This window comes from Streptomyces sp. NPDC018029 (assembly GCF_044327655.1).
In the GTDB taxonomy this organism is placed as follows: Bacteria; Actinomycetota; Actinomycetes; order Streptomycetales; family Streptomycetaceae; genus Streptomyces.
The window spans coordinates 834,936-860,952 of record NZ_JBIRFV010000002.1; the positions used below are offsets into that span (position 1 = coordinate 834,936).

22 protein-coding genes and 1 pseudogene are annotated in these 26,017 nt (G+C 72.0%); 14 read left to right on the forward strand and 9 right to left on the reverse strand.

Features of this window, described 5'->3' with window-relative positions; genetic code table 11:
- Positions 1-223: 223 nt before the first annotated feature.
- Complete coding sequence (locus ACH4D5_RS07895) at positions 224-688, reverse strand: Fur family transcriptional regulator (protein WP_398299708.1); 465 nt, start codon at positions 686-688, stop codon at positions 224-226.
- Positions 685-1,734, reverse strand: a complete 1,050-nt coding sequence (locus ACH4D5_RS07900; RefSeq protein ID WP_398299709.1) for a kinase — start codon at positions 1,732-1,734, stop codon at positions 685-687. Before ACH4D5_RS07900 ends, ACH4D5_RS07895 begins: the two co-directional genes overlap by 4 nt.
- Before the next feature lie 191 nt (positions 1,735-1,925).
- On the opposite strand from ACH4D5_RS07900, the gene ACH4D5_RS07905 reads away from it, so the two are divergent.
- The 6 genes from ACH4D5_RS07905 (at position 1,926) to ACH4D5_RS07930 (ending at position 8,063) form a co-directional block, all read left to right on the forward strand.
- Positions 1,926-2,918, forward strand: a complete 993-nt coding sequence (locus ACH4D5_RS07905) for a cysteine synthase family protein (protein ID WP_398299711.1) — start codon at positions 1,926-1,928, stop codon at positions 2,916-2,918.
- 47 nt (positions 2,919-2,965) lie between these two features.
- Positions 2,966-3,805, forward strand: a complete 840-nt coding sequence (locus ACH4D5_RS07910; protein WP_398299713.1) for a Rossmann-like domain-containing protein — start codon at positions 2,966-2,968, stop codon at positions 3,803-3,805.
- Complete coding sequence (locus tag ACH4D5_RS07915) at positions 3,802-5,067, forward strand: MFS transporter (protein ID WP_398299715.1); 1,266 nt, start codon at positions 3,802-3,804, stop codon at positions 5,065-5,067. The genes ACH4D5_RS07910 and ACH4D5_RS07915 overlap by 4 nt, the downstream gene beginning before the upstream one ends.
- A 50-nt stretch (positions 5,068-5,117) precedes the next feature.
- On the forward strand, positions 5,118-6,170 hold the full coding sequence (locus ACH4D5_RS07920; protein ID WP_398300005.1) for a FecCD family ABC transporter permease: 1,053 nt from the start codon (positions 5,118-5,120) through the stop codon (positions 6,168-6,170).
- A gap of 40 nt (positions 6,171-6,210) precedes the next feature.
- Positions 6,211-6,984 (forward strand): ABC transporter ATP-binding protein, encoded by a 774-nt coding sequence (locus ACH4D5_RS07925; protein WP_398300007.1) that lies wholly within the window; start codon positions 6,211-6,213, stop codon positions 6,982-6,984.
- Positions 6,985-7,067: 83 nt separating this feature from the next.
- The gene (locus ACH4D5_RS07930) at positions 7,068-8,063 is read left to right on the forward strand and encodes an ABC transporter substrate-binding protein (RefSeq protein WP_398299717.1); all 996 of its coding nucleotides are present in this window, start codon (positions 7,068-7,070) and stop codon (positions 8,061-8,063) included.
- Positions 8,064-8,078: 15 nt separating this feature from the next.
- On the opposite strand, the gene ACH4D5_RS07935 is transcribed toward ACH4D5_RS07930, so the two are convergent.
- Together ACH4D5_RS07935 and ACH4D5_RS07940 are read right to left on the reverse strand one after the other, a co-directional pair.
- On the reverse strand, positions 8,079-8,942 hold the full coding sequence (locus ACH4D5_RS07935) for an SMP-30/gluconolactonase/LRE family protein (RefSeq protein ID WP_398299719.1): 864 nt from the start codon (positions 8,940-8,942) through the stop codon (positions 8,079-8,081).
- Positions 8,943-8,962: 20 nt separating this feature from the next.
- Positions 8,963-9,733 carry an IclR family transcriptional regulator gene (locus ACH4D5_RS07940; protein WP_398299721.1) on the reverse strand — a complete coding sequence of 257 codons (771 nt, stop codon included), beginning with the start codon at positions 9,731-9,733 and terminating at the stop codon, positions 8,963-8,965.
- 225 nt (positions 9,734-9,958) lie between these two features.
- Here ACH4D5_RS07940 and ACH4D5_RS07945 point away from each other — a divergent pair, with 225 nt between their 5' ends.
- From ACH4D5_RS07945 to ACH4D5_RS07975, 7 genes are all read left to right on the forward strand, one after another.
- Positions 9,959-11,125: a mandelate racemase/muconate lactonizing enzyme family protein gene (locus ACH4D5_RS07945; protein ID WP_398299723.1), complete on the forward strand. Its 1,167-nt coding sequence runs from the start codon at positions 9,959-9,961 to the stop codon at positions 11,123-11,125.
- Positions 11,122-12,135 (forward strand): zinc-binding dehydrogenase, encoded by a 1,014-nt coding sequence (locus ACH4D5_RS07950; protein ID WP_398299725.1) that lies wholly within the window; start codon positions 11,122-11,124, stop codon positions 12,133-12,135. Before ACH4D5_RS07945 ends, ACH4D5_RS07950 begins: the two co-directional genes overlap by 4 nt.
- A 166-nt stretch (positions 12,136-12,301) precedes the next feature.
- The gene (locus ACH4D5_RS07955; protein WP_398299727.1) at positions 12,302-13,273 is read left to right on the forward strand and encodes a hypothetical protein; all 972 of its coding nucleotides are present in this window, start codon (positions 12,302-12,304) and stop codon (positions 13,271-13,273) included.
- Positions 13,274-13,276: 3 nt separating this feature from the next.
- Complete coding sequence (gene chvE / locus ACH4D5_RS07960) at positions 13,277-14,386, forward strand: multiple monosaccharide ABC transporter substrate-binding protein (protein WP_398299728.1); 1,110 nt, start codon at positions 13,277-13,279, stop codon at positions 14,384-14,386.
- A gap of 17 nt (positions 14,387-14,403) precedes the next feature.
- Positions 14,404-15,942: a multiple monosaccharide ABC transporter ATP-binding protein gene (mmsA, locus tag ACH4D5_RS07965; RefSeq protein WP_398300009.1), complete on the forward strand. Its 1,539-nt coding sequence runs from the start codon at positions 14,404-14,406 to the stop codon at positions 15,940-15,942.
- 10 nt (positions 15,943-15,952) lie between these two features.
- Positions 15,953-17,182, forward strand: coding sequence for a multiple monosaccharide ABC transporter permease (gene mmsB / locus ACH4D5_RS07970; protein ID WP_398299730.1), 1,230 nt, complete (start codon positions 15,953-15,955; stop codon positions 17,180-17,182).
- A 32-nt stretch (positions 17,183-17,214) separates the two neighbouring features.
- Positions 17,215-18,363: an aldose epimerase family protein gene (locus tag ACH4D5_RS07975; protein ID WP_398299732.1), complete on the forward strand. Its 1,149-nt coding sequence runs from the start codon at positions 17,215-17,217 to the stop codon at positions 18,361-18,363.
- A 61-nt stretch (positions 18,364-18,424) separates the two neighbouring features.
- Here ACH4D5_RS07975 and ACH4D5_RS07980 read toward each other — a convergent pair.
- Positions 18,425-19,470: pseudogene (locus tag ACH4D5_RS07980) on the reverse strand (family 43 glycosylhydrolase).
- Positions 19,471-19,738: 268 nt separating this feature from the next.
- Between ACH4D5_RS07980 and ACH4D5_RS07985 the strand changes: the two are divergent.
- Positions 19,739-21,004 (forward strand): FAD-binding protein, encoded by a 1,266-nt coding sequence (locus ACH4D5_RS07985; protein ID WP_398299734.1) that lies wholly within the window; start codon positions 19,739-19,741, stop codon positions 21,002-21,004.
- Here the strand turns inward: ACH4D5_RS07985 and ACH4D5_RS07990 are convergent.
- From ACH4D5_RS07990 to ACH4D5_RS08005, 4 genes are all read right to left on the reverse strand, one after another.
- On the reverse strand, positions 21,001-22,296 hold the full coding sequence (locus ACH4D5_RS07990; protein ID WP_398299736.1) for an MFS transporter: 1,296 nt from the start codon (positions 22,294-22,296) through the stop codon (positions 21,001-21,003). The genes ACH4D5_RS07985 and ACH4D5_RS07990 overlap by 4 nt on opposite strands.
- A gap of 92 nt (positions 22,297-22,388) precedes the next feature.
- Complete coding sequence (locus ACH4D5_RS07995; RefSeq protein ID WP_398299738.1) at positions 22,389-23,123, reverse strand: ATP-binding cassette domain-containing protein; 735 nt, start codon at positions 23,121-23,123, stop codon at positions 22,389-22,391.
- Entirely contained in the window at positions 23,120-24,145 is a 1,026-nt protein-coding gene (locus tag ACH4D5_RS08000) for an ABC transporter ATP-binding protein (protein ID WP_398299740.1), read from the reverse strand. Before ACH4D5_RS08000 ends, ACH4D5_RS07995 begins: the two co-directional genes overlap by 4 nt.
- On the reverse strand, positions 24,142-25,944 hold the full coding sequence (locus tag ACH4D5_RS08005) for an ABC transporter permease subunit (protein ID WP_398299741.1): 1,803 nt from the start codon (positions 25,942-25,944) through the stop codon (positions 24,142-24,144). Before ACH4D5_RS08005 ends, ACH4D5_RS08000 begins: the two co-directional genes overlap by 4 nt.
- Between the last annotated feature and the right edge of the window lie 73 nt (positions 25,945-26,017).

Below are 26,017 nucleotides of genomic sequence, written 5' to 3' on the forward strand. Positions count from 1 at the left end.
TCCGTCAACTCACCGAGCTCAAGGGTGCACACCAGGCCGACGCAGGCCGAGGAGTAACTGGCAAGCCGGCCTTGCCCCCGGAGGGTGTCGACGGCCACCAGCGACCATGGGTCGCAACGGACCCCGCAGCGCCGGCCTCCAGGTGCCGGGCCGGACTCGGCGGGGGTGTGCACCGGCCTGGCGAAACCCGCACGGGACCGGGCGGTCACGCACCCCCCACCGCCTACGCCCCGCCCGTCCCGGACCCGCACTCCCCGCACACCCCGCTGAGTTCGAGGGTGTGCTCGAGCTCTGCGTAACCCGTGGTCTCTGCCAGGTGCTCCGCCCACGCCTCCACCGCGCCCGCGTCCACCGCTCTGCTGCGGCCGCAGCGGCGGCAGATGAGGTAGTGGCGGTGCTCCTCGGTGGGGCGCCGCAGGTAGAGCCGTTCGCCGGTCTCGTCGCGTACGACGTCGACGAGACCGGCGCGGTCCAGTTCGCGCAGCGCGCGGTAGACGGTGGTGAGACCTACGGCCCTGTCGGAACCGGCGAGCAGGGCGTGCAGTTCCTGTGCGGAGACGAACTCCCCGCAGTGCCCGAGCGTTTCGAGGACGGCGGCACGCTGCCGGGTCCTGCGCACACCGGCCTCGGGCCCCGCGTCGGGACGGCGGCGCTCCTCCCCGCGTCCGAGACGGGATCTCGTCGTCACGGCACGTCGTCCTGTCCGGTTCGGGGGACGGTGGCAGGTATGGCGGGGGCCGTGGCACAAGGGCGGCCGAAGGTGAGGGTGCGGTAGACCGTCACCCCGCCCCCCGCCCGGCCGCCGCCCGTCAGCTCCCCGCACGCCTGCGCCGCCGCGGTGACCCGCCGCGTGTACGCGGGGTCCGTGGCGTCGAGCAGCACCCCCAGCGTCGTACCGCTGTGGCCGACCGCCACGCCGAGGCCGCCGACCTCGCGGCAGATCTCCCGCATGGGCTCCAACGACCTCTTGTGGCGCAGGGTCTGGTTCATGAGGGCGCTGCGCGTGGCGATCCGGCCGACCTCCGCCAGGTCGTGGCGGCGCACGGCGGCGGTGAGCCGTTCGAGCAGGTCGGCGTAGGTGCGCCGGTCGGCGGCCGTGAACGGCTTGGGGATGCGGTTGAAGTCCACCGTGTCCACGGAGCCGCCCTCGTCGATGCCGACCACCGCCATCGGGGGCAGGGAGCCGAGGACCGCGCGGAGCCGGACGCTGCGGTGGTGGAAGGCGACGATCGCGGGGTAGAGCACGCCGTCGGTCGGTTCGATGCGGGACAGGAGCCGCTCGATCCTGGCGGGCGGCATGGGGACGTCGAGGGCGCGGCCGACCGCCCGCGCGGTGGCGACGAGGTCGGCGGACGAGCTGGCGAGCCCCTTGCCCTCGGGGATGACGCTGCTGACGGTCAGCACCCCGCCGGGCGGCGCGCATCCCGGCGCGCGGGGCGCCAACTCCGCGATCATCCGGGCGAGTCGGAGCGCCTTGGTCTTGCGCGGCGGCCAGACCTCCAGCTCGCCCGACGCGGAGCCCTCCCGGAAGGTGGCCATCGTCCACCGGGCCACGGGCAGCGTCACGAGGAAGTCCCCGTCGCCCTCACCACCCTGCCGGCCCTCCGGCAGGACGCCCTGGAGCAGCTCGCCGAAGGTGCCGAACGCGGTACCGACCCCGGCCCTCGGCGGCGGCCCGTGGCGCGGCGGTCGGGTCGGGCGGGACCGGGCTGCGGCCCCCTGGAACAGCTTCACGCGACTCCTCTCGAACGTCGCGGCGCACCCGGCACGGCACCCCGCGCGGACCAGTGTGCCGAACTTACCCGCTCTTGACAATCATTTTCATCTGGTGTGATGCTCTCGGCGTTCCGGGGCCGCTCCGGGGGCTGCCCGCACTCCCCCAGCGCCCCTCCCTGCCCGCTCGTCCCTACGGGGGGATCCCAGTCATGCACGCACACATCGCAGAAGCGGTGAAGAAACCCGATCTCATATCCCTGGCACCGGACTTGGCCTGCCTCCGCTTCGAGACGATGAAGATCTACTCGGCCCTCGGAGCCGTCCGGCACCTGCTCGACTCCGGTGCCGTCCGGCCGGGCGACACCCTCATCGACAGCTCCAGCGGCATCTACGCCCTGGCCCTCGCGCTCGCCTGCCACCGCTACGGAATGAAGTGCCACATCGTGGGCTCCACCACGGTGGACCGCTCGACCCGCGTGCAGCTGGAGATACTCGGCGCCACGCTGGAGCAGGTCGCGCCCTCCAAGGACCTCCGTCTCGACCAGGAGCTGAGGGTGCGGCGGATCGCCGAGATCCTCGCGGACAACCCCTCGTACCACTGGATGCGGCAGTACCACGACGACATCCACTACTACGGCTACCGCGAGGTGGCCGACGAGATCGGCAAGGACCTGCCCGCCGGCCCCCTCGCGCTGGTCGGCGGCGTCGGCTCGGGCGCCTCGACGGGCGCCCTCGCCACCTACCTGCGCGAGGCGGGGCGCGACGTGTCGCTCATCGGCGTGCAGCCCTTCGGCAGCGTCACCTTCGGCTCCGAGCACGTCGCGGACCCGGACATGATCATCGCCGGGATCGGCAGCGCCATCGAGTTCCGCAACGTCCGTCACGAGCTGTACGACCGCGTGCACTGGGTGAACTTCGACAGCGCCGTGTCCGGGGCGGTCTCCCTGCTGCGCACCAGCGGCATCTTCGCCGGGCTCTCGGCGGGCGCCGCCTATCTGAGCGCGCTGTGGGAGCGGCGCAGGGACGACACCCGTACGTACGTCTTCATCGCGGCCGACACCGGCCACCGCTATGTCGAGAGCGCCTACGCCCGGCACGAACAGGCCCTGGACATCGAGACGTTGAAGCCGCACGAGATCACCTCGCTCGGCGACCTCAAGCACCCCTGGTCCACGACGGCCTGGCCGCCCGCTACCTCCTGAACCCGCCCGCCACTTCCTGAACCCGCCCGCCCCCGGAGAGAACACACATGTCACACCCCACGCCCCACACCGTCGCGGAGCTCACCGACGCCGTCCTGTCGGGCGCCCACGGCCCCGACCCGGCCGAGCTCACCGTCACCAGCGCGTTCTGGCTCTACAACACCACCCGGCTCGCCGGCGGCGACGTCACCTACCACAACCACTATTTGCTGCTCCGCGTCGGCGACTCGTTCGGCGCCTGCTCCTTCGAAGCGGGTGAACTCGCCCCGGGCTTCTGCGAGAACGCCTCCGGCCACTCCCTGGACAAGCTGCTGCGCGACGAGTCCGCGCCGGTGCGGACCGCCGCCCTCGACGCCTACCTCGCCCGGGTGCGCCCGCACCGCGACACCGCCGACGCCGAGCGCGTCATGCTGCCTGCCGGCACGCCCGAGGTCCGTGCCGAGGCCCGCGACGCCGCCATCGCCGGGCTGCTCGACATCGAGCCCGGCGCGAAGGTCGCCCTGATCGGCGTGGTCAATCCGCTCGTCGCGGCGATACGGGAGCGGGGCGGCGTCTGTCTGCCCTGCGATCTGAACCTGCGGACGACCGCGTGGGGCGAGCCCGTCTCCGACGACATGACCGAGGTGCTCGCACAGGCCGACGCGGTCGTCGCCACCGGCATGACGCTCAGCAACGGCACCTTCGACCTGATCCTGCGCCACTGCGTCGAGCACGGGGTGCCACTGATCGTCTACGCCCAGAGCGGCAGCGCCGTCGCCCGCGCCTTCCTCGGCGCGGGCGTCACCGGACTCAACGCGGAGCCGTTCACGTTCTCCCAGTTCAGCGCCGACCCCACGCCGATGTACCGCTACCGCGCCGCCCTCGCGTCGAACGGAGCGGCAGCGTGAGCGTCGACGCCGTCAAGAACCCGGCGCAGGACAGCGCCGAGGAACCGGTACCGGGCGATCTGCGGATGGCCCGCACCCTGTGGCCCGTGCTGCTCGCCTCCGCGGTCGGCCTTTTGCCCTTCACCGTCTTCAGCACGTATCTGGTGCCCATCGCCGACGAGGCCGGCAGCAGCGTCGCCGCAATGGGCGGCCTGCGCGGGCTCGGCGGCCTCGCCGCCCTGCTGGTCGGCACCGCGCTGGCGCCGCTGATCGACCGGGTGCCCAAGGAGTGGGCCGCGGCGGGCGCGCTCGTCGCGCTCGGCGGGTCGGCCGCGCTCGGCGCCGCCGGGGACTTCGCCCTGCTCGCCGTGTTCTGCCTGCTGATCGGCGCCAGTACGTCCGTGCTGAACCCGGCGCTGACCGCCGCGGCCGCCGACCGCTTCGGCACCGGCAAGGCGGCGGGGCGCGCGGCCACCCTGGTCACGGCCACCCAGTCCATGACCGCCATGCTCGCCGCCCCCGTCATCGCGCTGCCCGCGCTGTTCTGGGGCTGGCAGGGCGACCTGATCGGCGTGACCGTGGTGTCGCTGCTGCTCGCGGTGGTCTTCGTGGCCCGGCGCAGGCAGCAGCGGGAGTCGGCGGGCGCCGAGACCGCCGAGGACACCCCGCGACTCGGCTACCTCGCCTCGTTCAAGGCCCTCGCGGCGGTGCGCGGCGCGGTGCCGCTGCTGCTGATCGGGTTCCTGCGCACCGCCGTCTTCATGGGCTACCTGTCGTACCTCGCGGCCTTCTACGAGGAGCGGTTCGACCTCGACGCCGGGCTGTTCGCGTTCGTGTGGACGCTGAGCGGCGCCGCGTTCTTCGTCAGCAACCTCCTCACCGGACGGATCACCAACTCGGCTCAGCCGCGCATCGGCACGGAACGCCTGCTCGCCATCGGCCTGGTCGCCGCCCTCGTCTCCGTCGTGGGCTTCTACTTCACGCACTGGCTGCCGCTGGCCCTCGTCATGACCGCGCTGCACGCGGCGAGCCACGCGATCGTCGCCGCGTGCGTGGTCAGCCTCATCGTGCGACGCTGCGGCACCACGCTGCGCGGCTCCGCGCTCAGCCTCAACGCGGCGGGCCAGAGCCTCGGCGTGTTCGTCGGCGCGGCGCTCGGCGGCGCCGGCCTCGGCCTGGCCGGCTACCCGGGAACCGCGGCCGCCTTCGGCACCCTCGTCGTCGTGGCGCTCGGCGCCGCCGCCCTGGTGCTCCGCGGCACGTCGAAGGCGGGCACCGCGTGAGCACCCTCACGCAGGCGCCGCCGGCCGGGGCCCCGAAGAGCCGGGCCGCCGTGCGGGAGCGGCTCGCCTCCCCCAGGGCCCTGGTGCTGACCTGTGTCGCGCTCTTCGCCGTGTTGATCGTGTCGGTCGTCGTGGCGATCGGCCTCGGCGCGGCCTACGTGTCGCCCGCCGACACCACCCGCTATCTGTGGGCTGCGCTCAGCGGCGGCCGCATCGGCGCCGACGAGACGACGACGTACCAGATCATCTGGCAGATCCGGACCCCGCGCGTGCTGCTCGCCGCGCTGGTGGGCGCCGGTCTGAGCGCGGTCGGCGTGGCCATCCAGGCGATGGTGCGCAACGCCCTCGCCGATCCGTTCGTCCTGGGCGTCTCCTCGGGGGCGTCGGTGGGCGCGGTCGGCGTGACGGTGACCGGCGGCCTGGCCGCGCTCGGTGTGTACGCGGTGTCGGCGGGCGCGTTCGTCGGCGCGCTCGTCGCGTCCTTCCTCGTGTACGCCGCGTCCAGCGAACGGGGCGCCCTCTCGCCGCTGCGCCTGGTCCTCACCGGCGTGGCCATGTCGCTCGGCTTCCAGGCCGTGATGAGCGTGATCATCTACTTCGCCCCGGACAACGAGGCGACGTCGATGGTCCTCTACTGGACCATGGGCAGCTTCGGGGCCGCCGCCTGGGGGACGCTGCCCGTCGTCTCCGCGGTCGTGCTGCTCGGCGTCGCCGCGCTGTACCGGTACGGCAGGGCGCTGGACGTCCTGGCGCTCGGCGACGAGACCGCCGCGAGCCTGGGCGTCAGCCCGGACCGGCACCGCAAGTCCCTGCTCGTGCTCGTCTCCCTGATCACCGGCGTGATGGTCGCCGTGAGCGGCGCGATCAGCTTCGTGGGGCTCGTCATGCCGCACCTGGTGCGGATGGTCGTCGGCGCCACGCACACCCGGGTGCTCGCCGTCGCGCCGCTGGTCGGCGCGGTGTTCATGGTCTGGGTCGATCTGCTGTCCCGGACGGTGGTCGCGCCGCGCGAACTGCCGCTGGGAGTCATCACGGCGCTCGTCGGCGTGCCGGTGTTCATCGGCCTGATGCGCCGCAAGGGCTATGTGTTCGGGGGGCGTTGACATGACCGACATGCACGACGAAGCAGCCGAGAGGCCCGTGATGGACCTGCGCATCGACGGGCTCGGCGTCGACATCGACGGCAGGAGCCTGGTGCGGGACCTCTCGCTCGATGTGGGCGAGGGCCAGGTCGTCGGTCTGGTCGGCCCGAACGGCAGCGGGAAGTCGACCGCGCTGCGCTGTGTGTACCGGGCGCTGCGGCCTGCCACGGGCACCGTCCGGGTCGGCGGGGACGACATCTCCCGGCTCTCGATGCGCCGCGGCGCGCAGCTCGTCGCCGCCATGACGCAGGACGGCGCCGTCGACCTCGACTTCACGGTGGCGGAGGTCGTGGCGCTCGGCCGGGCCCCCCACCAGCGCGGCAACCAGGCGCTCACCGCCCGCGAACGCGAGCTGTGCGCACGGGCGATGGAGCGGCTCGACATCCACCACCTCGCAGGGCGCGGCGTCCTGACCCTGTCCGGCGGGGAACGGCAGCGCGTGCTGCTCGCCCGTGCCCTCGTCCAGGAGCCGCGGGTCCTCGTCCTCGACGAGCCGACCAACCACCTCGACGTACGCCATCAGATCGAGGTCCTCTCGCATCTGCGCGGCGCCGGGCTCACCGTCCTCGTCGTGCTGCACGACCTGAACCTCGCGGCGGCCGCCTGCGACCGGCTCGGCGTGCTGTCGCAGGGGCGGCTCGTGGCGTCCGGAACACCCGAGGACGTCCTCACCGAAGACCTGGTGGCCGAGGTGTTCGGCGTGCAGGCCAGCGTCATCAAGCATCCGCTGACGGACGACCCGCAGCTGCTGTACGCGCTCCACCCCACCCTCTGAAAAAACGTCCGTCTGGCACGTCCCTCTGAAACGCCCCTCTGAACGTCCCTCTGAAACGTCCTTCTGAAAGGCACCGACTCTCCATGTCCCACACCCGATCCCTCGCGGCCGGCTCCGCGCTCGCGCTGACGCTGCTCGTCGGCTGCGGCGCCGAGGTCGACTCGGACAGCGCCGCCGATGCGGCCGAGAAGACCACCGTCAAGCGCTGCGGCGAGCCCGTCTCCTACAAGGTCCCGCAGCGGGCCGTCGCGTACGAGGGCGGCAGCGCCGACAAGCTGTTCAGCCTCGGCCTGACCGAGCACGTCCACGGTTACGTGATGCCGCCCGCCAACCCGCCGGTGAGCGAGTCGCCCTGGGCGTCGGAGTACGCCAAGGTGAAGATGCTCAGCGACGACCTGCTCAACAAGGAGGTCGTCGTCGAGGCGAAGTCCGACTTCGTCGTCGCGGGCTGGAACTCCGGCTTCAGCGACCAGCGCGGCATCACCCCGAAGACCCTGGACAAGCTCGGCATCCAGAGCTTCATGCACACGGAGAGCTGCTTCAACTACCCCGGATATCCGGAGAAGGTCACTCCGTTCAAGGCGCTCTACAGCGACCTGGAGCGGCTCGGCAAGATCTTCCGGGTCGAGGAGAAGGCGGACCGGGTCGTCGGGGACCTGAAGAAGCGCGTCGCGGCCGTGGAGAAGAAGGCGCCCAAGGACGGCGAGCGGGTGCCGGTGTTCCTCTACGACTCCGGCACCGACCAGCCCTTCACGGCGGGCAGCCAGGTCCCGCCCAACGACATCATCAAGAGCGCGGGCGGCAGGAACATCTTCGACGGCCTCGACGAGCGGTGGACGCAGGTCAACTGGGAGGCCGTGACGAAGGCCGAGCCCGAGGTCGTCATCATCTTCGACTACGGCGACCAGCCCGCGAAGAAGAAGATCGAGTTCCTCAAGAAGTCCCCGCACACGAAGGAGCTGCCCGCCGTCAAGAAGAACAACTTCTTCGTCCTCGACTACAACGAGGGCATCAGCGGGCCGCGCAACATCGACGGCCTGGAGAAGTTCGGCAAGTACCTCAGGGAGCTCAAGGGCTGATCCCCGCGCCGGAGTTCAGCCCGCGAAGGGGACGCCCGGCAGCCCGCGGCCCGCGTCCGGCACGACCAGGACCGACCCCGACAGGGGGTGCGGCCGGTCGAGGCCGGTGCGGGCCGTGGTGATGTACAGGTCGCGCAGGTCCGGGCCGCCGAAGGCGCAGGCCGTGGGGCGGCGCACCGGGAGCTCCACGGTGCGGTCGAGGCGGCCGTCCGGTGTGTAGCGGCGGACCTGCGCGCCGTCCCAGAGCGCGACCCACACGCAGCCTTCGGCGTCGACGGTGAGCCCGTCGGGGAAGCCCGCGCCCTCTTCGATGTGCGCGAACGGGCGCCTGTTGAGGACGCGTTGCCCGTCGTGGTCGAGGACGTCGATACGTCGCGTGGGGCTGTCGACGTAGTAGACGAGGCGTTTGTCGGGGCTCCAGCCGGTGCCGTTGCTGACGGCCACGTCGCCGAGGAGCTCGGTCGTGGTGCCGTCGTGGCCGACGCGGGTGAGGCTGCCGCCGCCGGGCGCCTCGTCGTAGCGCATGGTGCCCGCCCAGAGCGAGCCGTCGGGCGCGACGGCGGCGTCGTTGCCCCGCCGGCCGGGCGCCGGGTCGTGCACCAGCCAGCTGAAGGGCGCACCACCCGGTCCGTACAGGCCGATGCCGTCGCGGAGGTTGACCACCAGGCCGCCGCCCGCGCGGGGCTTGGCGGCGCCGACGTGCTGCTCGGTCGCCATGACGGTGCGCCGGCCTGCCACGGGGTCGTACGTGTGGACGCGCGAGCCGAGGATGTCGACCCAGATGAGGCGGCCGGCGGCCGCGTCCCAGGTGGGGCCCTCGCCGAGGGCGGCCTCCGCGCGCACCGCCACGTCGTACGCGCGCCTCGTCACGTGCGCCATCGCGCGCCTCGTCGGATGCGTCATCGCGCGCCCCGGTGGCCGAGGCGGACCGACAGGTCGCCGGCGCCCTTGGCGGCGAGCTCGGCCAGTTCGCGCTCGCGCTCCTCGCTCCAGCGGATCATCGGCACGGAGATGGAGAGCGCCGCGACGACCTGTCCCGCGCCGTCCCGCACCGGCGCCGCCACACAGCTGACGTCCGGGTTGGACTCCCGGTGCTCGACGGCGACGCCCCGCTCGCGGATGTCGGTGAGCGCGGCGAGCAGCTCGTCGGGGTCGGTGATGCTGGCGGCGGTCATCGCGGTGAACTCCCGCCCCCGCAGCCGGGATTCGAGCTCGTCCGGGGGCAGCGAGGCCAGCAGCATCTTGCCGACCGAGGTGCAGTGCGCGGGCAGGCGGCGGCCCGCCGCGGAGACCATGCGCACGGCGTGCGTGGAGTCGACCTTGGCGATGTAGATGACGTCGGTGTCCTCCAGGATCGCGACGTGGACGGTCTCGTCGCAGGTCTCGGCGACCTCGCGGGCCACCTGCTGCCCCTCGGCGGCGAGGTCGAGCTGCTCGGCATAGCGGCTGCCGAGCTGGTAGGTGCGCACGCCGAGGCGGTAGCGCCCGGGCTGGTCCGGGATCTGGACGAGATACGAGCGGGCCGCCAGGGTGGTGAGCAGCTCGTGCACGGTGGTGCGCGGCAGCTGGAGTCTGCGGGTGACCTCGGGCGCGGAGAACGTGCCATCCCCTTCCAGGAACAGTTCGAGTATGTCCAGCGACCTGGTCACCGCGGGCACCAGTCGTCCCATGAGTTCGGCCTCCCACCCTGCGCGTCCGAAACCGTCCGAAACTTCGGTCGCTGATCGATATGACGAACACAGGGTAGGCACGGCGCCGTTCGCGGCGCAATGGCCGCCTCCCGCCCGACAGGCGGTTGTGCGCGACCCATTGACACCTTCCGGCCACCGTGAATAACGTCACGCCAGCATTTCGAACGTGTGACGAAATACCGAACAAGTCAAGGGGCAACTGCCTTGCGCATTACGGGAATCAGCACGCATGTGGTCGGGACGCCGTGGCGTAACCTCACCTATGTCCAGGTCCACACCGACGAGGGTCTGACCGGTGTCGGTGAGACCCGCATGCTCGGCCACACCGACGCGCTCATCGGCTACCTCCGCGAGGCGGAGGCCAACCACATCAAGGGGTCCGACCCGTTCGCGGTCGAGGACCTCGTGCGCCGCATGAAGTACGGCGACTACGGCCGGGCCGGCGAGATCGTGATGTCGGGCATCGCCGTCATCGAGATGGCCTGCTGGGACATCAAGGGCAAGGCGCTCGGCGTCCCCGTCTGGCAGCTGCTCGGTGGGAAGGTCACCGACCGCGTCAAGGCATACGCGAACGGCTGGTACACCACGGAGCGCACCCCGGAGGCCTACCACAAGGCCGCCCAGGGCGTGATGGAGCGCGGCTACCGCGCGCTGAAGATCGACCCGTTCGGGACCGGCCACTACGAACTGGACCACGAGCAGAGCCTGTACGCGGTCTCGCTGATCGAGGCCGTGCGCGACGCCATCGGGCCGGACGCCGAGCTGATGCTGGAGATGCACGGCCGGTTCTCGCCCGCCACGGCCGTCCGGCTCGCGCGCGACCTCGCGCCGTTCCGGCCCGCCTGGCTGGAGGAGCCCGTCCCGCCGGAGAACCTGAAGGCGCTGGAGAAGGTCGCCGCCAAGGTCGACATGCCGGTGGCGACCGGCGAGCGCATCCACGACCGGATCGAGTTCCGCGAGCTGTTCGAGAGCCAGGCCGTGGACATCATCCAGCCCGACGTCGGCCACATCGGCGGCATCTGGGAGACCCGCAAGCTCGCGGCCACCGCCGAGACGCACTACATGCTGGTCGCCCCGCACAATGTCGGCGGCCCGGTGCTGACCGCCGCCTCGCTCCAGGTCGGCTTCACCGCGCCGAACTTCAAGATCCTGGAGCACTTCAACGACTTCGCGGACGCGGACATCAAGAAGGTCGTGAAGGGCGCCCCGCAGGTCGACCCGGAGACGGGTTGCTTCGAGCTGTCGCACGCGCCGGGTCTCGGTGTCGAGCTGGACACCGACGCCGCGGCCGAGTTCCCGCAGCAGCGGGCGCGGTTCGACCTGTGGGCCGAGGGCTGGGAGAAGCGGAATCCCGGCGGGGCCGACGCATGACATCGCGCGCCGTCGTCGTCGACCGCCCCGGCAGCCACCGCCTCGTCACCGGGGAGCGCCCCGAGCCGCGCCCCGGTGAGGTCCTGGTCGAGGTGGCCGCCGCCGGGATCTGCATGAGTGACCGCGAGGTGTACGACGGACACCGCGACGCCGCGTACGTCCGCTACCCGGTGATTCCCGGCCACGAGTGGGCCGGGACCGTGGCGGCCGTCGGCGCCGGGGTCGACCCCGGCCTGGTCGGGCGGAAGACCGTCGCCGAGGGCTTTCGCGCGTGCGGCGTCTGCGAGCGGTGCCGGTACGGCGAGACGAGCCTGTGCGGCGGTGGCTACGCGGAGACCGGGTTCACCGAACCCGGCGCCTTCGCCGACCACGTCGTCGTGCCCGCGCGGCTGCTGCATCCGCTGCGTGACGACGCCGATCTGCGGGCCGCGGCCCTGCTCGAACCGTCCGCCGTGATCGCGGCGGCCGTGCGGGCGGGCCGGCCGCGGCCCGGCGAGCGGGTCGCGGTGGTCGGCGCGGGGACGCTCGGGCTGCTCGCGGTGCAGTGGCTCGCGGCGGGCGGCCCCGCGGAGCTGGCCGTCGTCGATCCGCGCGCGGCACGTGGGCAGCTGGCCCTGGGCTTCGGGGCGACCTCGGCGCTCTCCCCCGCGGAGGCGGGGTCCGTGAACGGGTCCTTCGACCTCGTGGTCGAGACGGCGGGTGCGGCCACCACTGCCGCCTCGTCGTGTCTGCTCGCCCGCAGGGGCGGGCGGGTGGTGCTCACCGGGATGTTCACGGAGGGGGCCGTCGGGATCGATCCCGTGCATCTGTCCGTCAGCCAGCTGGAGGTGCGGTCCGTCTTCGGGGCGTCGTCCGGCGCGTGGGCCGATGCGGTGCGGGCGTTCGAACTCGGGCTGCTCGATCCGGCTCCTCTGATCACGCATGAGTTTCCCTTGGAGCGGTTCGGGGAGGCGGTTGCCCTGGTCGGGGGTGGTGATCCCGGGACCGGGAAGGTCTTGTTGCTGCCCTGAGCTCTTCTCTTCGGCTGCGGGGCGGGGGTGGCTGGTCGCGCAGTTCCCCGCGCCCCTGAGCACGCCACACACAGGCCCCCCGCTTGCGCGGCCTCACCGAAGCACACCCCACGACACGAACTTCGTTCGATATCTCGAACCAAGTGATCTCACGCAAAGGACGACCGTGACCGACGACCCCTCCACCTCCCTCCCCCGGCAGCCCGGCGAACCCGCCCTCGCCGCGCTCGGGCTCGCCGCTCCCTCCCCCGATCCCGCCGACGCCTCGGCCCACACGTTCCCCGACGGCGGCACCTGGCGGGTCGAGATTCCGTCGGTCGAGGGGCCCGAGGCGCTCGGCGTCGTGCTCAAGGAGGCCGCGCGGCTCGACGTGCCGATCCACCGCATCAGCCAGGGCAGCGGCGTGTGGATGCTCTCCGACGCCGAGATCACGGAGATGGTGGAGACGGCCGCCGAGCGCGACATCGAGCTCTGCCTGTTCACCGGGCCGCGCGGCACCTGGGACACCGGCGCCTCCGTGCGCACCGACTCGCGCGGCGCGGGGCTGCGCGCCCGTGGCCACGACGCGGTCGCCGGATGCGTCGAAGACGCCCTGCGCGCCACCGAGTTGGGCGTCAAGTGTCTGCTCGTCGCCGACGAGGGCGTCCTGTGGACGCTGCACCGCGCGCGGACCGCGGGGATCATCCCGGCCGACACGACGCTGAAGGTGTCCGCGCTCATCGGCCCGGTCAACCCGGCCGCCTACGCGGTGTACGAGCGGCTCGGCGCGGACTCGCTCAACGTGCCGAGCGACCTGACGCCCGCTCACCTCACCGAGATACGGCGGGTGTCGGGCGCGCCGATGGACATGTACGTGGAGGCTCCGGACGACCTCGGCGGTTACATCCGCATGTACGAGATCGCCGAGCTGATCCGGCGCGGCGCTCCCCTGTATCTGAAGTTCGGTCTGGCGAAGGCGCCCGCCATCTACCCGTACGGAGCGCAGCTGCGCGACGTCACCCTCGACACCGCCCGCGAGCGCGTGCGCCGCGGCCGGCTCGCCCTGGATCTGCTGGCCCGGCACGGCGCCGGTGCCGGGATGTCGCCGCTGGGCTCGCGCCTGCCCGGCGACCTGAACCGCTTCCCGGAAAGGAGCTGACCCATGCGCACCCGCACGCGCCTCACCGCCGCGGTGGCCACGGCCGTCCTGCTCGGCTCGCTCACCGCCTGCGGCCAGGAGGCCAAGGGCGGCAGCCGGTACAAGCCGGACGCCGGAAAGGGCGCCACCATCGGGCTCGCGATGCCGACCAAGGCCTCCGAGCGGTGGATAGCCGACGGCAAGAACATGGCCGAGCAGTTCCGCAAGGCCGGCTACAAGACGGATCTGCAGTACGGCGACGACAAGGTCGAGAACCAGGTCGCCCAGCTGGAGAACATGATCACCAAGGGGCGCAGCCTGCTGGTGGTCGCCGCCATCGACGGCTCCGCGCTGACCGATGTCCTGCAGCGCGCGCACGACGCCGGCATCCCCGTGATCTCGTACGACCGCCTCATCCTCGGCACGAAGAACGTCGACTACTACGCGTCGTTCGACAACGAGCGCGTCGGCCGCCTCGAGGCGCAGTACATCGTCGACAAGCTGAAGCTGGGCAAGCCGGCGAAGGGCGGCGACTCGTACAACATCGAGCTGTTCGCGGGCTCGCCGGACGACAACAACACCAAGTACTTCTGGAACGGCGCCATGAAGGTGCTGCAGCCGTACTTCAAGACCGGGCAGCTGACCGTCCGCAGCAAGCAGACGAGGATGAACCAGGCCACCACGCTGCGCTGGGACGGCGGCACCGCGCAGAAGCGCATGGACGACCTGATCAGCAAGAACTACGGCTCGGAGCGGGTCGACGCGGTCCTTTCGCCGTACGACGGGATCTCGCTCGGCATCATCTCGGCGCTGAAGAGCGCGGGGTACGGCTCCAAGAGCCAGCCGCTGCCGGTGATCACCGGACAGGACGCCGAGCTCGCGTCGGTGAAGTCCATCATCCGCGGCGAGCAGACGCAGACGGTGTTCAAGGACACCCGCAAGCTGGCCGCGCAGACGGTGGCGATGGGCGACGCGGTCCTGAACGACAAGAAGCCCAAGGTCAACGACACCAAGAACTACCACAACGGCAAGAAGACCGTCCCGTCGTACCTCCTCGACCCGGTCAGCATCGACAAGTCGAACACGCAACTCCTCGTCAAAGAGGGGTACTTCACGGCGGGGCAGCTCAAGTGAGCAGGCCCGTGCTCGAGATGCGCGGCATCACCAAGACGTTCCCCGGCGTCAAGGCGCTCTCCGATGTGAACCTGACCGTGCGGGCCGGGGAGATCCACGCGATCTGCGGCGAGAACGGCGCGGGCAAGTCGACGCTGATGAAGGTCCTCAGCGGCGTCCACGAGCACGGCAGCTACGACGGCGAGATCCACTTCGAGGGCGAGCGGATGGCCTTCAAGGACATCCGCGCCAGCGAGCGGCACGGCATCGTGATCATCCACCAGGAGCTGGCGCTCGTCCCGTACCTGTCCATCGCCGAGAACATCTTCCTCGGCAACGAACAGGCCAGGCGCGGCATCATCGACTGGCACGACACGCTGCGCAGGGCGAGCGCGCTGCTCAAGCGGGTGGGCCTGAACGAGAAGCCGCAGACGCCGGTCGCCGACATCGGCGTGGGCAAGCAGCAGCTGGTGGAGATCGCCAAGGCGCTGTCCAAGGAGGTGAAGCTGCTCATCCTGGACGAGCCGACGGCCGCGCTCAACGACGAGGACAGCGCGAAACTCCTCGACCTCATCGTGGGACTGCGCGAGCAGGGCATCGCCAGCATCATCATCTCCCACAAGCTGAACGAGATCCGGGCCATCACCGACTCGGTGACGATCCTGCGCGACGGCCGGACGATCGAGACGCTGACGGTCCGTGAGACGCCGCAATCGGAACCCCAGTTGTCCGAGGACCGCATCATCCGCGGCATGGTCGGCCGCGACCTCGACCACCGCTTCCCCGACCGCACGCCCTACGAGGGTGCGGACGCGGGCTCGCCCGCCCTCGCCGTCGAGGGCTGGACGGTGCGGCATCCGGTCGACCACCAGCGCAAGGTCGTCGACGACGTGTCGCTGACCGTGCGGCGCGGTGAGATCGTCGGCATCGCGGGCCTGATGGGCGCGGGCCGCACGGAGCTCGCGATGTCCGTCTTCGGGCGTTCGTACGGTCAGTACGTGTCCGGGACGGTGTCGGTGGGCGGGCGCGAGGTCGTCACGAAGACGGTGCCCGCCGCGGTCGACGCGGGCATCGCGTACGTCACCGAGGACCGCAAGCAGTACGGCCTGAACCTCATCGACAACATCAACCGCAACATCTCCCTGGCCTCACTGCCGGGCATGCGGCGCCGGGACGGCTTCGTCGACGAGCACCACGAGCGGTCCGTCGCCGAGCGTTACCGCAAGTCGATGAACATCAAGGCTCCCACGGTGTTCGAGCAGGTGGGGCGGCTCTCCGGCGGCAACCAGCAGAAGGTCGTGCTGAGCAAGTGGATCCACGCCGACCCCGAGGTGCTGATCCTCGACGAGCCGACGCGCGGCATCGACGTCGGCGCCAAGTACGAGATCTACACCGTCATCGACAAGCTCGCGGCCGAGGGCAAGGCGGTCCTCTTCATCTCCTCCGAACTGCCCGAGCTGCTCGGGATGTGCGACCGGATCTACACGATGGCCGAGGGCCGGCTGACCGGTGAGGTCGACCGCGCGGACGCCACCCAGGAACTCCTGATGCGCCACATGACCAAGAACAGAAGCTGAGGCATCCGCCATGACCACCACGACCACGCCCCCGCGCGACACCGCGGCCACGCCACCGGCCAAGGCCTCCGTCGGCGAACTGCTGCTGCGCAGCGTGCGCTCCAACATGCGCCAGTACGGCATGCTCATCGCCCTGGCCTTCATCGTCATCCTCTTCCAGATCTGGTCGGACGGCGTCCTGCTGCTGCCGAGCAACGTCTCCAACCTGATCCAGCAGAACGGCTACATCCTCATCCTGGCCATCGGCATGATGATCGTCATCATCGCCGGCCACATCGACCTGTCCGTCGGTTCGCTGGTGGCCTTCGTCGGCGCCATGTCGGCGGTGATGATGGTCAAACACGACATGCCGTGGGTGCTCGCGCTCGTCCTCTCGCTGCTGATCGGCGCGGTCGCGGGGGCGTGGCAGGGCTTCTTCATCGCCTATGTGGGCATCCCGTCGTTCATCGTGACGCTGGCCGGCATGCTGCTCTTCCGCGGCCTCACGCAGATCGTCCTGGAGGGGCAGTCCCTGTCGCCGTTCCCCGACGGCTTCCAGAACATCGCCAAGGGCTTCATCCCTGAGATGGGCCCGTACACGCAGTACCACAACCCGACGTTGGTCATCGGCTTCGCGACGGTCGCGTTCCTCGTCTTCCGTGAATGGCGCAGCCGCAAGCAGCAGCTGGCGTACGACCTCGAGGTCACGCCGACGAGCCTGTGGGTGGCCAAGCTGGTCGCGATCAGCGCCGCCGTCATCGCCTTCACGCTGACCCTGGCGAGCTTCCGCGGTGTGCCCGTCGTGCTGCTCATCATGTGCGGTCTGCTGATCGGCCTCGGCTATGTGATGCGCAACGCCGTCATCGGGCGGCACGTGTACGCGCTGGGCGGCAACAAGACGGCGGCGAAGCTGTCCGGCGTCAAGGACAAGCGCGTCACCTTCCTGATCTTCGTCAACATGGGCGTGCTGGCGGCGCTCGCGGGCTGTGTGTACGCGGCGCGGCTGAACGCGGGCACCCCGCAGGCGGGCCTGAACTTCGAACTGGAGGCGATCGCCGCCTCGTTCATCGGCGGCGCGTCGATGAGCGGCGGCGTGGGGACGGTGATGGGCGCCGTGATCGGCGGCCTGGTGCTCGGCGTCCTCAACCAGGGCATGTCCCTGGTCAACATCGGCACCGACTACCAGCAGGTCATCAAGGGCCTGGTGCTGCTCGCCGCGGTCGGGTTCGACGTCTGGAACAAGCGCAAGGTCGGCCGGTAGTCCCAGTTCAACCCAACCCTATGGAGCGGCACATGGAAACGAGCAGACGCACCGTACTGGCGGCGGCCGCCGCCACGGGCCTCACGGCGGCCGTCGCGGGCACCTCGCACGCGGCGGACGGCGCACGGCCCACCAAGGAGCTCTTCGGCAGGCTCGCCGACGGGACGAAGGTGTACCGCTGGTCGCTGGCGAACGGCGGCACGCGGATGAAGGTCCTCTCGTACGGCGGCATCGTGCAGTCCTTGGAACTGCCCGACCGGCGCGGCCGGTACACCAACGTCTCTCTCGGTTACGACACCATCGAGGCGTACACCGCGGGGACCACGTTCTTCGGCGCGCTCATCGGCCGCTACGGCAACCGCATCGCGCGCGGCCGCTTCACCCTGGACGGCAAGAGCTACCAACTGTCCGTCAACGACGGGGAGAACAGCCTGCACGGCGGCGCGAAGGGCTTCGACACGCGGGTGTGGGACGTGGAGCCGTTCGCCGGGTCCTCCGGTGTCGGCCTGGTCCTCCGGTATGTGAGCGTCGACGGTGAGATGGGCTATCCGGGGACGCTGCGGGTGAAGGTGACGTACACCCTCACCGGCCGCGGCGACTGGCGGATCGACTACAGGGCGACCACCGACAAGGTGACCGTCGTGAACCTCACCAACCACACGTACTACAACCTGGCGGGTGAGGGCAGCGGCGACATCTACGGCCACGAACTGTCTCTGGCCGCAGGGCGGTTCACACCGACCGACGCGGGGCTGATCCCGACGGGCGAGCTGGCTAAGGTGGCGGGCACGCCCTTCGACTTCCGGCGCGCGAAGCGCGTGGGCAAGGACATCCGCGCCGCCCATCCGCAGCTGGTGACCGCCAAGGGGTACGACCACAACTGGGTCCTCGACAAGGGCATCACCCACCGCCCCGAGCCCTTCGCGACCCTCCGCGACCCGGAGTCCGGCCGCACCATGAAGATCGCCACGACGGAGCCCGGCGTGCAGTTCTACTCCGGCAACTTCCTCGACGGCACACTGACGGGCCCCTCCGGACGCACGTACCGCCAGGGCGACGGGCTGTGCCTGGAGACCCAGCACTTCCCGGACTCCCCGAACCAGCCGTCGTTCCCCTCCACGGTGCTGCGGCCGGGCGAGACCTACCGGTCGAGCACGGTCCACGCCTTCTCCGCCCGCTGATCCGGGGCGGCACCTCCGGACTCCGGCGCGACCCGGCCAGGTGGCCGGGTCGCGCTGTTTCTCAGGAGCTGCGGCCGTCGGCCACGGGAATGCCGAAGTCCGGCGTGCCGTCGGTCTTCCAGCCCAGCCGCTGGATGCGGGTGTGCCGGTTGGGGTCGTGCAGCGGGTCGCCGGTGATCTCCTTGTACTGGCGGGCGTGGTAGACGAGGACGTCGGTGCGGCCGTCCTCGGCGACGGTGAAGGAGTTGTGGCCGGGCCCGTACTGCCTGGTGGTCTCGTTGCTGGTGAAGACGGGCTTCGGGGACTTCGTCCACGACTTCGGGTCGAGGAGGTCGCTGCGGGCGTCGGCGGTGAGCAGGCCCAGGCAGTAGTTGGCGTCGGTGGCGCTCGCGGAGTACGTCATGAAGACGCGTCCGTTGCGCTTGATGACCGAGGCGCCCTCGTTCACCTTGAAGCCGACGCACTCCCAGTCGTACTCCGGTGTGGTGACCGCACTTGGGGCCCGGTCACCGTCCAGGGGTTGGCCATGCGGGAGAGGAACACGGCCGTGTTGTTGTCCATGCCGGGCTCGTACTGCGCCCAGGCGAGGTAGCGGGAGCCGCGGTGCGTGAAGGTGGTCGCGTCCAGGGAGAAGGTGTCCCAGGCGGTGACGATCCGCCCCTTCTCCGTCCACGTTCCCTTGAACGGGTCGCGGTGGGAGTTCTCCAGGACCCACATGCGGATCTTCCACACGTCGTCGGCGGGCGCGGCGGCGAAGTACAGGTACCACTTGCCGTCGATGTGGTGGATCTCCGGCGCCCAGATGTGCGCGCCCATGTCACCGCTCGCGTGCTTGCGCCAGACGACGGCCTCCTCGGCGGTCGCGATGCCGCGCAGGGTGCGGGACCGGCGCAGGATGATGCGGTCGTACTCGGGCGAGGTGGCGGTGAAGTAGTAGCGGCCGTCGGTGTGGCGGTGGATGTGCGGGTCGGCGCGCTGCCGGACGAGGGGGTTGGTGAAGGAGGGGGCCGCGTGGGGGGCGCGGGCCGCGGGGTCCGGCGTCGCGGCGCCGGCCACGGCCGGGGCGGCGGCGAGGGTGCCAGCGGCGAGGGCCGCGCCCTTCAACACGAGTCTGCGGTGCGGGTGCGGGTGCGGGTGCGGGTGCGGGTGCGGGTGCGGGTGCGGGTGCGGGTGTCGGCCGTGGTTCGTGGTGGGTTCGCTGGGGTTCATACGCTGGCGCGCCTTTCCGGAGCGAGGGGACGTCCGTGATGACGCCCGTGGTTACGTCCGTGATTTCGAACAACATCTGTGATGTCGAACGCCGAAACGGTAAAGGCGTGTTCGGAGCAGGTCAACGGGTAGGACGGGACGAGGTCGACATGAGGGAGAAGCGGGGATGACGAGCGGCACGTGGACCAACTGGGCGGGAAACATCACCTTTTCCACCGGCGAGCTGCACCGTCCCCGCTCGCTCGACGAGTTGCGGGACCTGATCGCGGGCAGCCGCCAGGTGCGGGTCCTCGGCACCGGGCACTCGTTCAACAGGATCGCCGACGTCGATCCGGGGTCCGGCGGGGCGCTGGTCTCCCTGGCCGGGCTCGAACCGTCCGTCGACGTCGACACGGCGGCCCGGACGGTCCGCGTCGCGGGCGGCGTGCGCTACGCCGAACTCGCCCGCCACCTCCACGCGCAGGGCCTCGCCCTGCCCAACATGGCCTCCCTGCCGCACATCTCGGTGGCCGGCTCGGTCGCCACCGGCACGCACGGCTCCGGCAACGGCAACCAGCCCCTGTCCTCGGCGGTCCGGGCCGTCGAGCTGATCACGGCGGACGGGTCACGGCTCACGCTGCGCCGGGGCGACGAGGGCTTCGACGGCGCCGTGGTCGCGCTGGGCGCCCTCGGCGTCGTCACCGCCCTCACCCTCGACGTGGAGCCCGCCTTCGAGGTGTGCCAGCACGTGTACGTCGAACTCCCCTTGGCCGGGCTCGACTTCGAAGCGGTGAGCGCGGCGGCGTACAGCGTCAGTCTCTTCACGGACTGGCGCGGACCCCGCTTCACGCAGGTGTGGCTCAAGCGGCGCGCCGACGGGCCGCCGGCCGACTTCCCGTGGGCTCGCCCCGCCACCGCGCCCGCACACCCCGTGCCGGGCATGCCGGCGGTCAACTGCACGCGCCAGCAGGGCATACCAGGCCCGTGGCACGAGCGGCTGCCGCACTTCCGTCCGGCGTTCACCCCGAGCAGCGGCGCCGAACTCCAGTCGGAGTACCTCCTCCCCCGGCGGGACGCGCTCGCCGCCCTGCACGCGCTCGACTCCCTGCGCGCGTCGATCGCCCCCGTCCTCCAGGTCTGCGAGGTCCGCACGGTGGCCGCCGACGCGCAGTGGCTGAGCCCCGCGTACGGCCGCGACACGGTGGCCTTCCACTTCACCTGGGTCCCGGACCCGGCGGCGGTGCTCCCGGTGGTCGCCCTGGTCGAGGACCACCTCGCACCGTTCGACCCACGCCCCCACTGGGGCAAGGTCTTCACCCTGCCACCCACCGAACTCCACGCCCGCTACCCGCGCCACGCCGACTTCACGGCACTCGCGGAGAAGCTGGACCCGACGGGCAAGTTCCACAACGCCTTCGTACGGGACGTTCTTTGGGCGGGCCAGGCGGGCTAGGCGGGCCGGCCGGGCTCGGCGGGTTCGGCGGGTTCGGCGCTCCTGGACGGTGGAGGGCTGCCGGGCGGCGGTACCCGGCGAACGCCCACGAGCCCCAGCACCGGCACGACCGCGAGGACGATCCAAGGCATCGCCCCGCCCCGTTCCAGCAAGGCGCCCACCGGGGCGCCGGCCGCGAGGACCACGGCGCCGGAGGCCGAGGACAGCGCCCCCGTGAAGAAGCCGAGCCTGCGGTCCTCGACCAGATCGGGGAGCCAGGCCCGGGCCGCCGGGACCACCAGCATCTGGCCGAGCGTCAGCAGCACCACGAACGCCAGCGACGGCACGACACCGCCCACCGGAAGGAGCACCCCCGTCGCCGCGAACGACCCGGCGACGAGGACGAGGCCGCAACGCAGTGCCGCCGGAGGCGAGAGCCGCGCCGCGACCCAGCGGGAGAGGGGCAGTTGGCCCGCGACGACCAGGACCGAGGAGAGCGCGAAGAGCCAGCCGAGAGCGGCCTGCGAGCCGAGGGAGCGGTCCAGCTCCGCCGGCAGCGCGAGGTAGAGCTGGTTGTACGCGAGGAGGTAGCCGCTGTAGGCGAGGCACAGGCCGAGGAAGGCGCGGTGGCGCAGCAGCTGCCGTACACCGCCCCGCAGCGACGGGCGCTCCGTGGCCGCGCCGCCCACGCCCACGCCGCCCGCGCGCGTGTCCGGCATCAGCCGGCCGTGCGCGGCGAGGATTACCAGGAACACCGCCGTCCCCGCGAGACAGGCCACCCGGAACCCGCCCGCCAGCAGGGCCGCGCCCAGGACCGGCCCCACCAGGGCGCCCGCCTGGCCGCCCGCCGAGAAGAGGCCGAGGACCCGGGTCCGCTCGACGCCGGTCGTCTCCTCGTGACGCACCGCCTGCCGGGCGATCTCCGTCTCGACGGCCGGTGAGAACAGCGCCGCCGCGAACCCGACGAGCAGCACCGAGCCGATGACGGACCAGGTCGCGTCGGCGAAGCCGAGCCAGCCGAACCCGGCGGCCCGCAGCGCGCACCCGGTGAGCACGACGGGCCGGGGCCCGTACCGGTCGGTGAGCGTGCCGCCGACGACGAACAGCCCCTGCTGGCTGAAGGTGCGCAGCCCCAGCACGAGCCCGACCAGCCAGCCGCCGAGGCCGAGGGCGCCGCCTAGGTGGTCGGCGAGGAAGGGCAGCACGGCGAAGAAGCCGATGTTGAAGGCGCACTGGGTGACGATCAGCAGCCGGGGCAGGGCGGGCAGCGTGCGCCAGAGGTGCGTACGGGTGGCGGGGGCGACGGCAGACATGGCGGGCGTGGGGCTCGTATCGCTCGTATGGGATGGGTGCGCGGAGTCGGAGGGGTGCGGGAAGTCGGATCGGTCCGGGAAGCGGGGCGGGGTCAGTGGCCGGTGAGGAATTGGCGGGTGTACGGGTCCCGGGGTGCGTCGAAGAGTTCGTGCGTGGGTCCCGTCTCCACGATCCGCCCGGCCGACATGACGGCGACGCGGTGGGCGAGGTGGCGGACGAGGGCCAGGTCGTGGCAGATGAAGAGGTAGCCGAGTCCGAGGCGGTCCTGGAGGTCGGTGAGGAGGTTGACGATGCCGGAGCGGACGGAGGGGTCGAGCGCGGAGACCGGCTCGTCGAGGACGAGGAGCCGGGGGCCGAGGGCGAGCGCCCTGGCGATTCCGGCGCGCTGGCACTGGCCGCCGGAGAGCTCGTGCGGCAGCCGGCCCGCGTACGCGGGATCGAGGCCGACCAGCTCCATCAGCTCGGCCGCCCGTCCCGCGACGGGCCTGCCGTGCACGCGCAGCGGCTCGGTGATGGTGGTGCCGATGGGGGTGCGGGGGGACAGGGAGGCGTAGGGGTCCTGGAAGACGGGCTGGAACTGCGGCCGCAGCGCGCGCAGTTCGCGGCCGCGCAGCGTCGTCAGCTCCTGCCCGGCGAACCGGACGCTGCTGCCCCGCTCGGGCCTGCGCAGCGCGAGCACGGCGGTCGCCGTGGACGTCTTCCCGCAGCCGGACGCGCCCGTCAGCGCGAGCGTCTCGCCCGCTTCGATGCGGAACGACACGCGGTCCACGGCGGTGTGCTCGCCGTACCGCACGACGAGATCGGTCACTTCGAGCAGCGGAGTCACGCGGCGGCCTCCTCGGTGAAGAGCCCGGTGAGGGGTGCGGGCAGCTCCTGCGACCGATGACACGCGACGGCGTGCCCGCCCCCACCGTCGACCAGCGCGGGCTCCGCCACCCGGCACCCGTCGACGGCTGCCGGACAGCGGTCCGCGAAGGCGCACCCGGCGGGGAGCGCGAGCGCGGACGGCGGGCTCCCCGCGACCACCGGCAACGGCCCGCGCGCCGCACGCCGTGGCTCCGTCGCTCTCGGCAGCGAGGCGAGGAGGCCCGCCGTGTACGGGGACTTCGGACGGGTGAGCACCTGGGACGTCGGGCCCGACTCCACGGCCTTGCCCGCGTACAGGACCACCGTGTGGTCGGCGTGGGCGGCTGCCAGGGGCAGGTCGTGGGTGATGAGCAGCAGCGCCGGGGACTTGTCGTCACCCTCGCGGGGTGTGGTCGTCAGGGCGTGCAGGATCTCCTCCCGGAGGCGGGGGTCGAGCGCCGTGGTCGGCTCGTCGGCGACGATCAGGTCCGGGGAGTTCACCAGCGCCATCGCGATCACCGCGCGCTGGCGCATGCCGCCGGAGAACTCGTGCGGGAGGCAGCGGGCGCGGCGTGCCGCGTCCGCGATGCCGACGCGGTCCAGCGCCGCGACCGCCCTGCGCCGGGCCTCCGCGCGCGGGACGCGGGCCACCGACCGTACGGCGGCGGCGACTTGGGCGCCGACCGTGTGCACGGGGCTGAGGACGGCCAGCGCGTCCTGCGGGACGTATGCGAGGCGCCGCCCCCAGAGGCGGCCGTAGACGTCCGTCCCCGCCCCTGCGATCTCCTCGCCGTCGAGACGTACGCTGCCGGCCACCCGGGCGCCGCGCGGCACGAGCCCGAGGACCGCTCTGGCGGTCAGCGACTTGCCCGCCCCGGACTCGCCGACCAGAGCGGTGACGCGGCCGGCGTGGACGTCGAAGGACACACCACGCACCGCGGTCACCGCACCGACGCTCACCCGCAGATCCCGCACGGCGAGCAAAGGGTTGCTGATGCTCATGCCTTGACCTCCGCAGGCATCGTGGACTGTGCCGTTCGCGCTGGGCGCGGTGTACGCGGTGTACGCGGTGTACGCGCCGAACTCGCCGTACGCGGCCGTACCGCCGCCAGCGTCACCGCCAGACCCGCCAGCAGCGCGAGCGCGGCGGCCGGTGCGAGGGCCGCGACCGGTGCCCTCTCGACGTACAGCCGTGACTCGTCGAGCAGGAGCCCCCACTCGGGGGACGGCGGCCGCGCGCCGAGGCCGAGGAAGCCGAGGGCCGCCAGGGCGAGCGCGGTGCCGGGCAGGCGCAGGACCGCGTGCCGGGCGACGGGGCCCGCGACGGCGGGCAGCACGTGCCGGGTGAGGATCCACGCGGGGCTCGCCCCGATGGCGCGCTGGGCCGCCAGGTGGGCCCCGGCGCGCGTCTCCTGGACGAGCGCCGCGGCGTGCGCGGCCAGCGGCGGCCAGGAGATGAGCGCGACCGCGAGGGACGCGCCGAAGGTGCTGGGTCCGGTGAGGGCGGCGGCGAGGACGCCGACCACGACGGGCGGCAGCGCGTTGGCGATGTCGGACGCGCCGGCGGCCACGTTCGGCAGGAAGCCGAGGACGAGCGCGACGAGCAGCGAGACCGCGCACACGGCGAGCGCAACGCCGACGGTGCTCGCGGCCCCGTGCCCGAGCCTGGCCAGCACGTCCCGGCCGAGCGCGTCCGTGCCGAGCGGATGTGCCGCGGAGGGCGCGGCGAGCCGCAGCGTGGTGTCGACGGCGTACGGGTCGCGCAGCAGTCCCCACCCGATGACGGCCGCGAGGGCCGCCCCGAGCAGGGCCGGCACCCTCGCCGGTACGTGCCCCGGCGGCGGCGCGGGCAGCGCGAGCGCCGAGCCCTTGAGCGCGGCGCCGAACAGCGCCTTCCGTACGAGGGCCGCGCAGCCGCCCGCCGCCAGGGCGAGCAGGAGCAGTGCGAGGACCGAGCCCTGGAGCAGCGGCAGGTCCTGGGACTTGGCGGCGCCGAGGGCGGTGCGGCCGAGGCCGGGCACCGCGAAGACGGTCTCGACGGCGACCGCGCCGCCGGTCAGCCCGACCGCGACCAGGCCGACCTGCGGCACGAGTGCAGGCAGGGCGCGCCGCAGTGCCGCCCCGGTCAGCCGGACGGGGCTCGTCCCGCTCGCCCGCCACACGTCCGTCCAGCGCTCACGGAACACCGCGGGCAGCGCGTCGGCCACGAGCCGGCCGAGCAGCCCGCCCGCGGGGACGCCCATGGCGAGGGCGGGCAGCACGAGGTGGCGTGGCCCCTGCCAGCCGGAGACGGGGAGGAGCCCGCCCCACACGCCGAGCACGATCAACAGCACGGTGGCGAGCAGGAATTCGGGTACGGCTGCGAGCATCGCCCCGCCGGCCCCTCCCCCGCCGCGCAGGGTGCCGCGCGCGCCGCCCACCAGCGTGGGCAGGCACAGGGCGGTCACGACGAGCAGCGCCACGGCGAGCGAAGCGCCCATGAGGGTGAGCGAGACACCGAGTCCGGAGAGCACGGAGGGGAGCACGTCGGCTCCGGAGACCCAGGAGGTGCCCAGGTCGCCGCGGATCAGGCCGGAGGCCCAGCCGGTGAGCAGGCCGAGGGGCCCGGCGTCCAGGCCGAGGTCGGCGCGGATCGCCGACAGCGCTTCGGCGGTGGGCTCCTGCTCGGCGGAGCGTGCACGAAGCACGGTGAGGGCCGGATCCCGCCCGGAGAGCCAGGGCAACAGCCCGACGACGGCGAGAACCACGGCAAGCGCACAAACCCGCACAACCCCGACCCGCAACCCACCCGACAGCCACATGCCTCGCAACCCACCCGACAGTCGCATGTCTCGCAACCCGCCCAACTGCCGCACGCCCCACACCCCCGCCAAC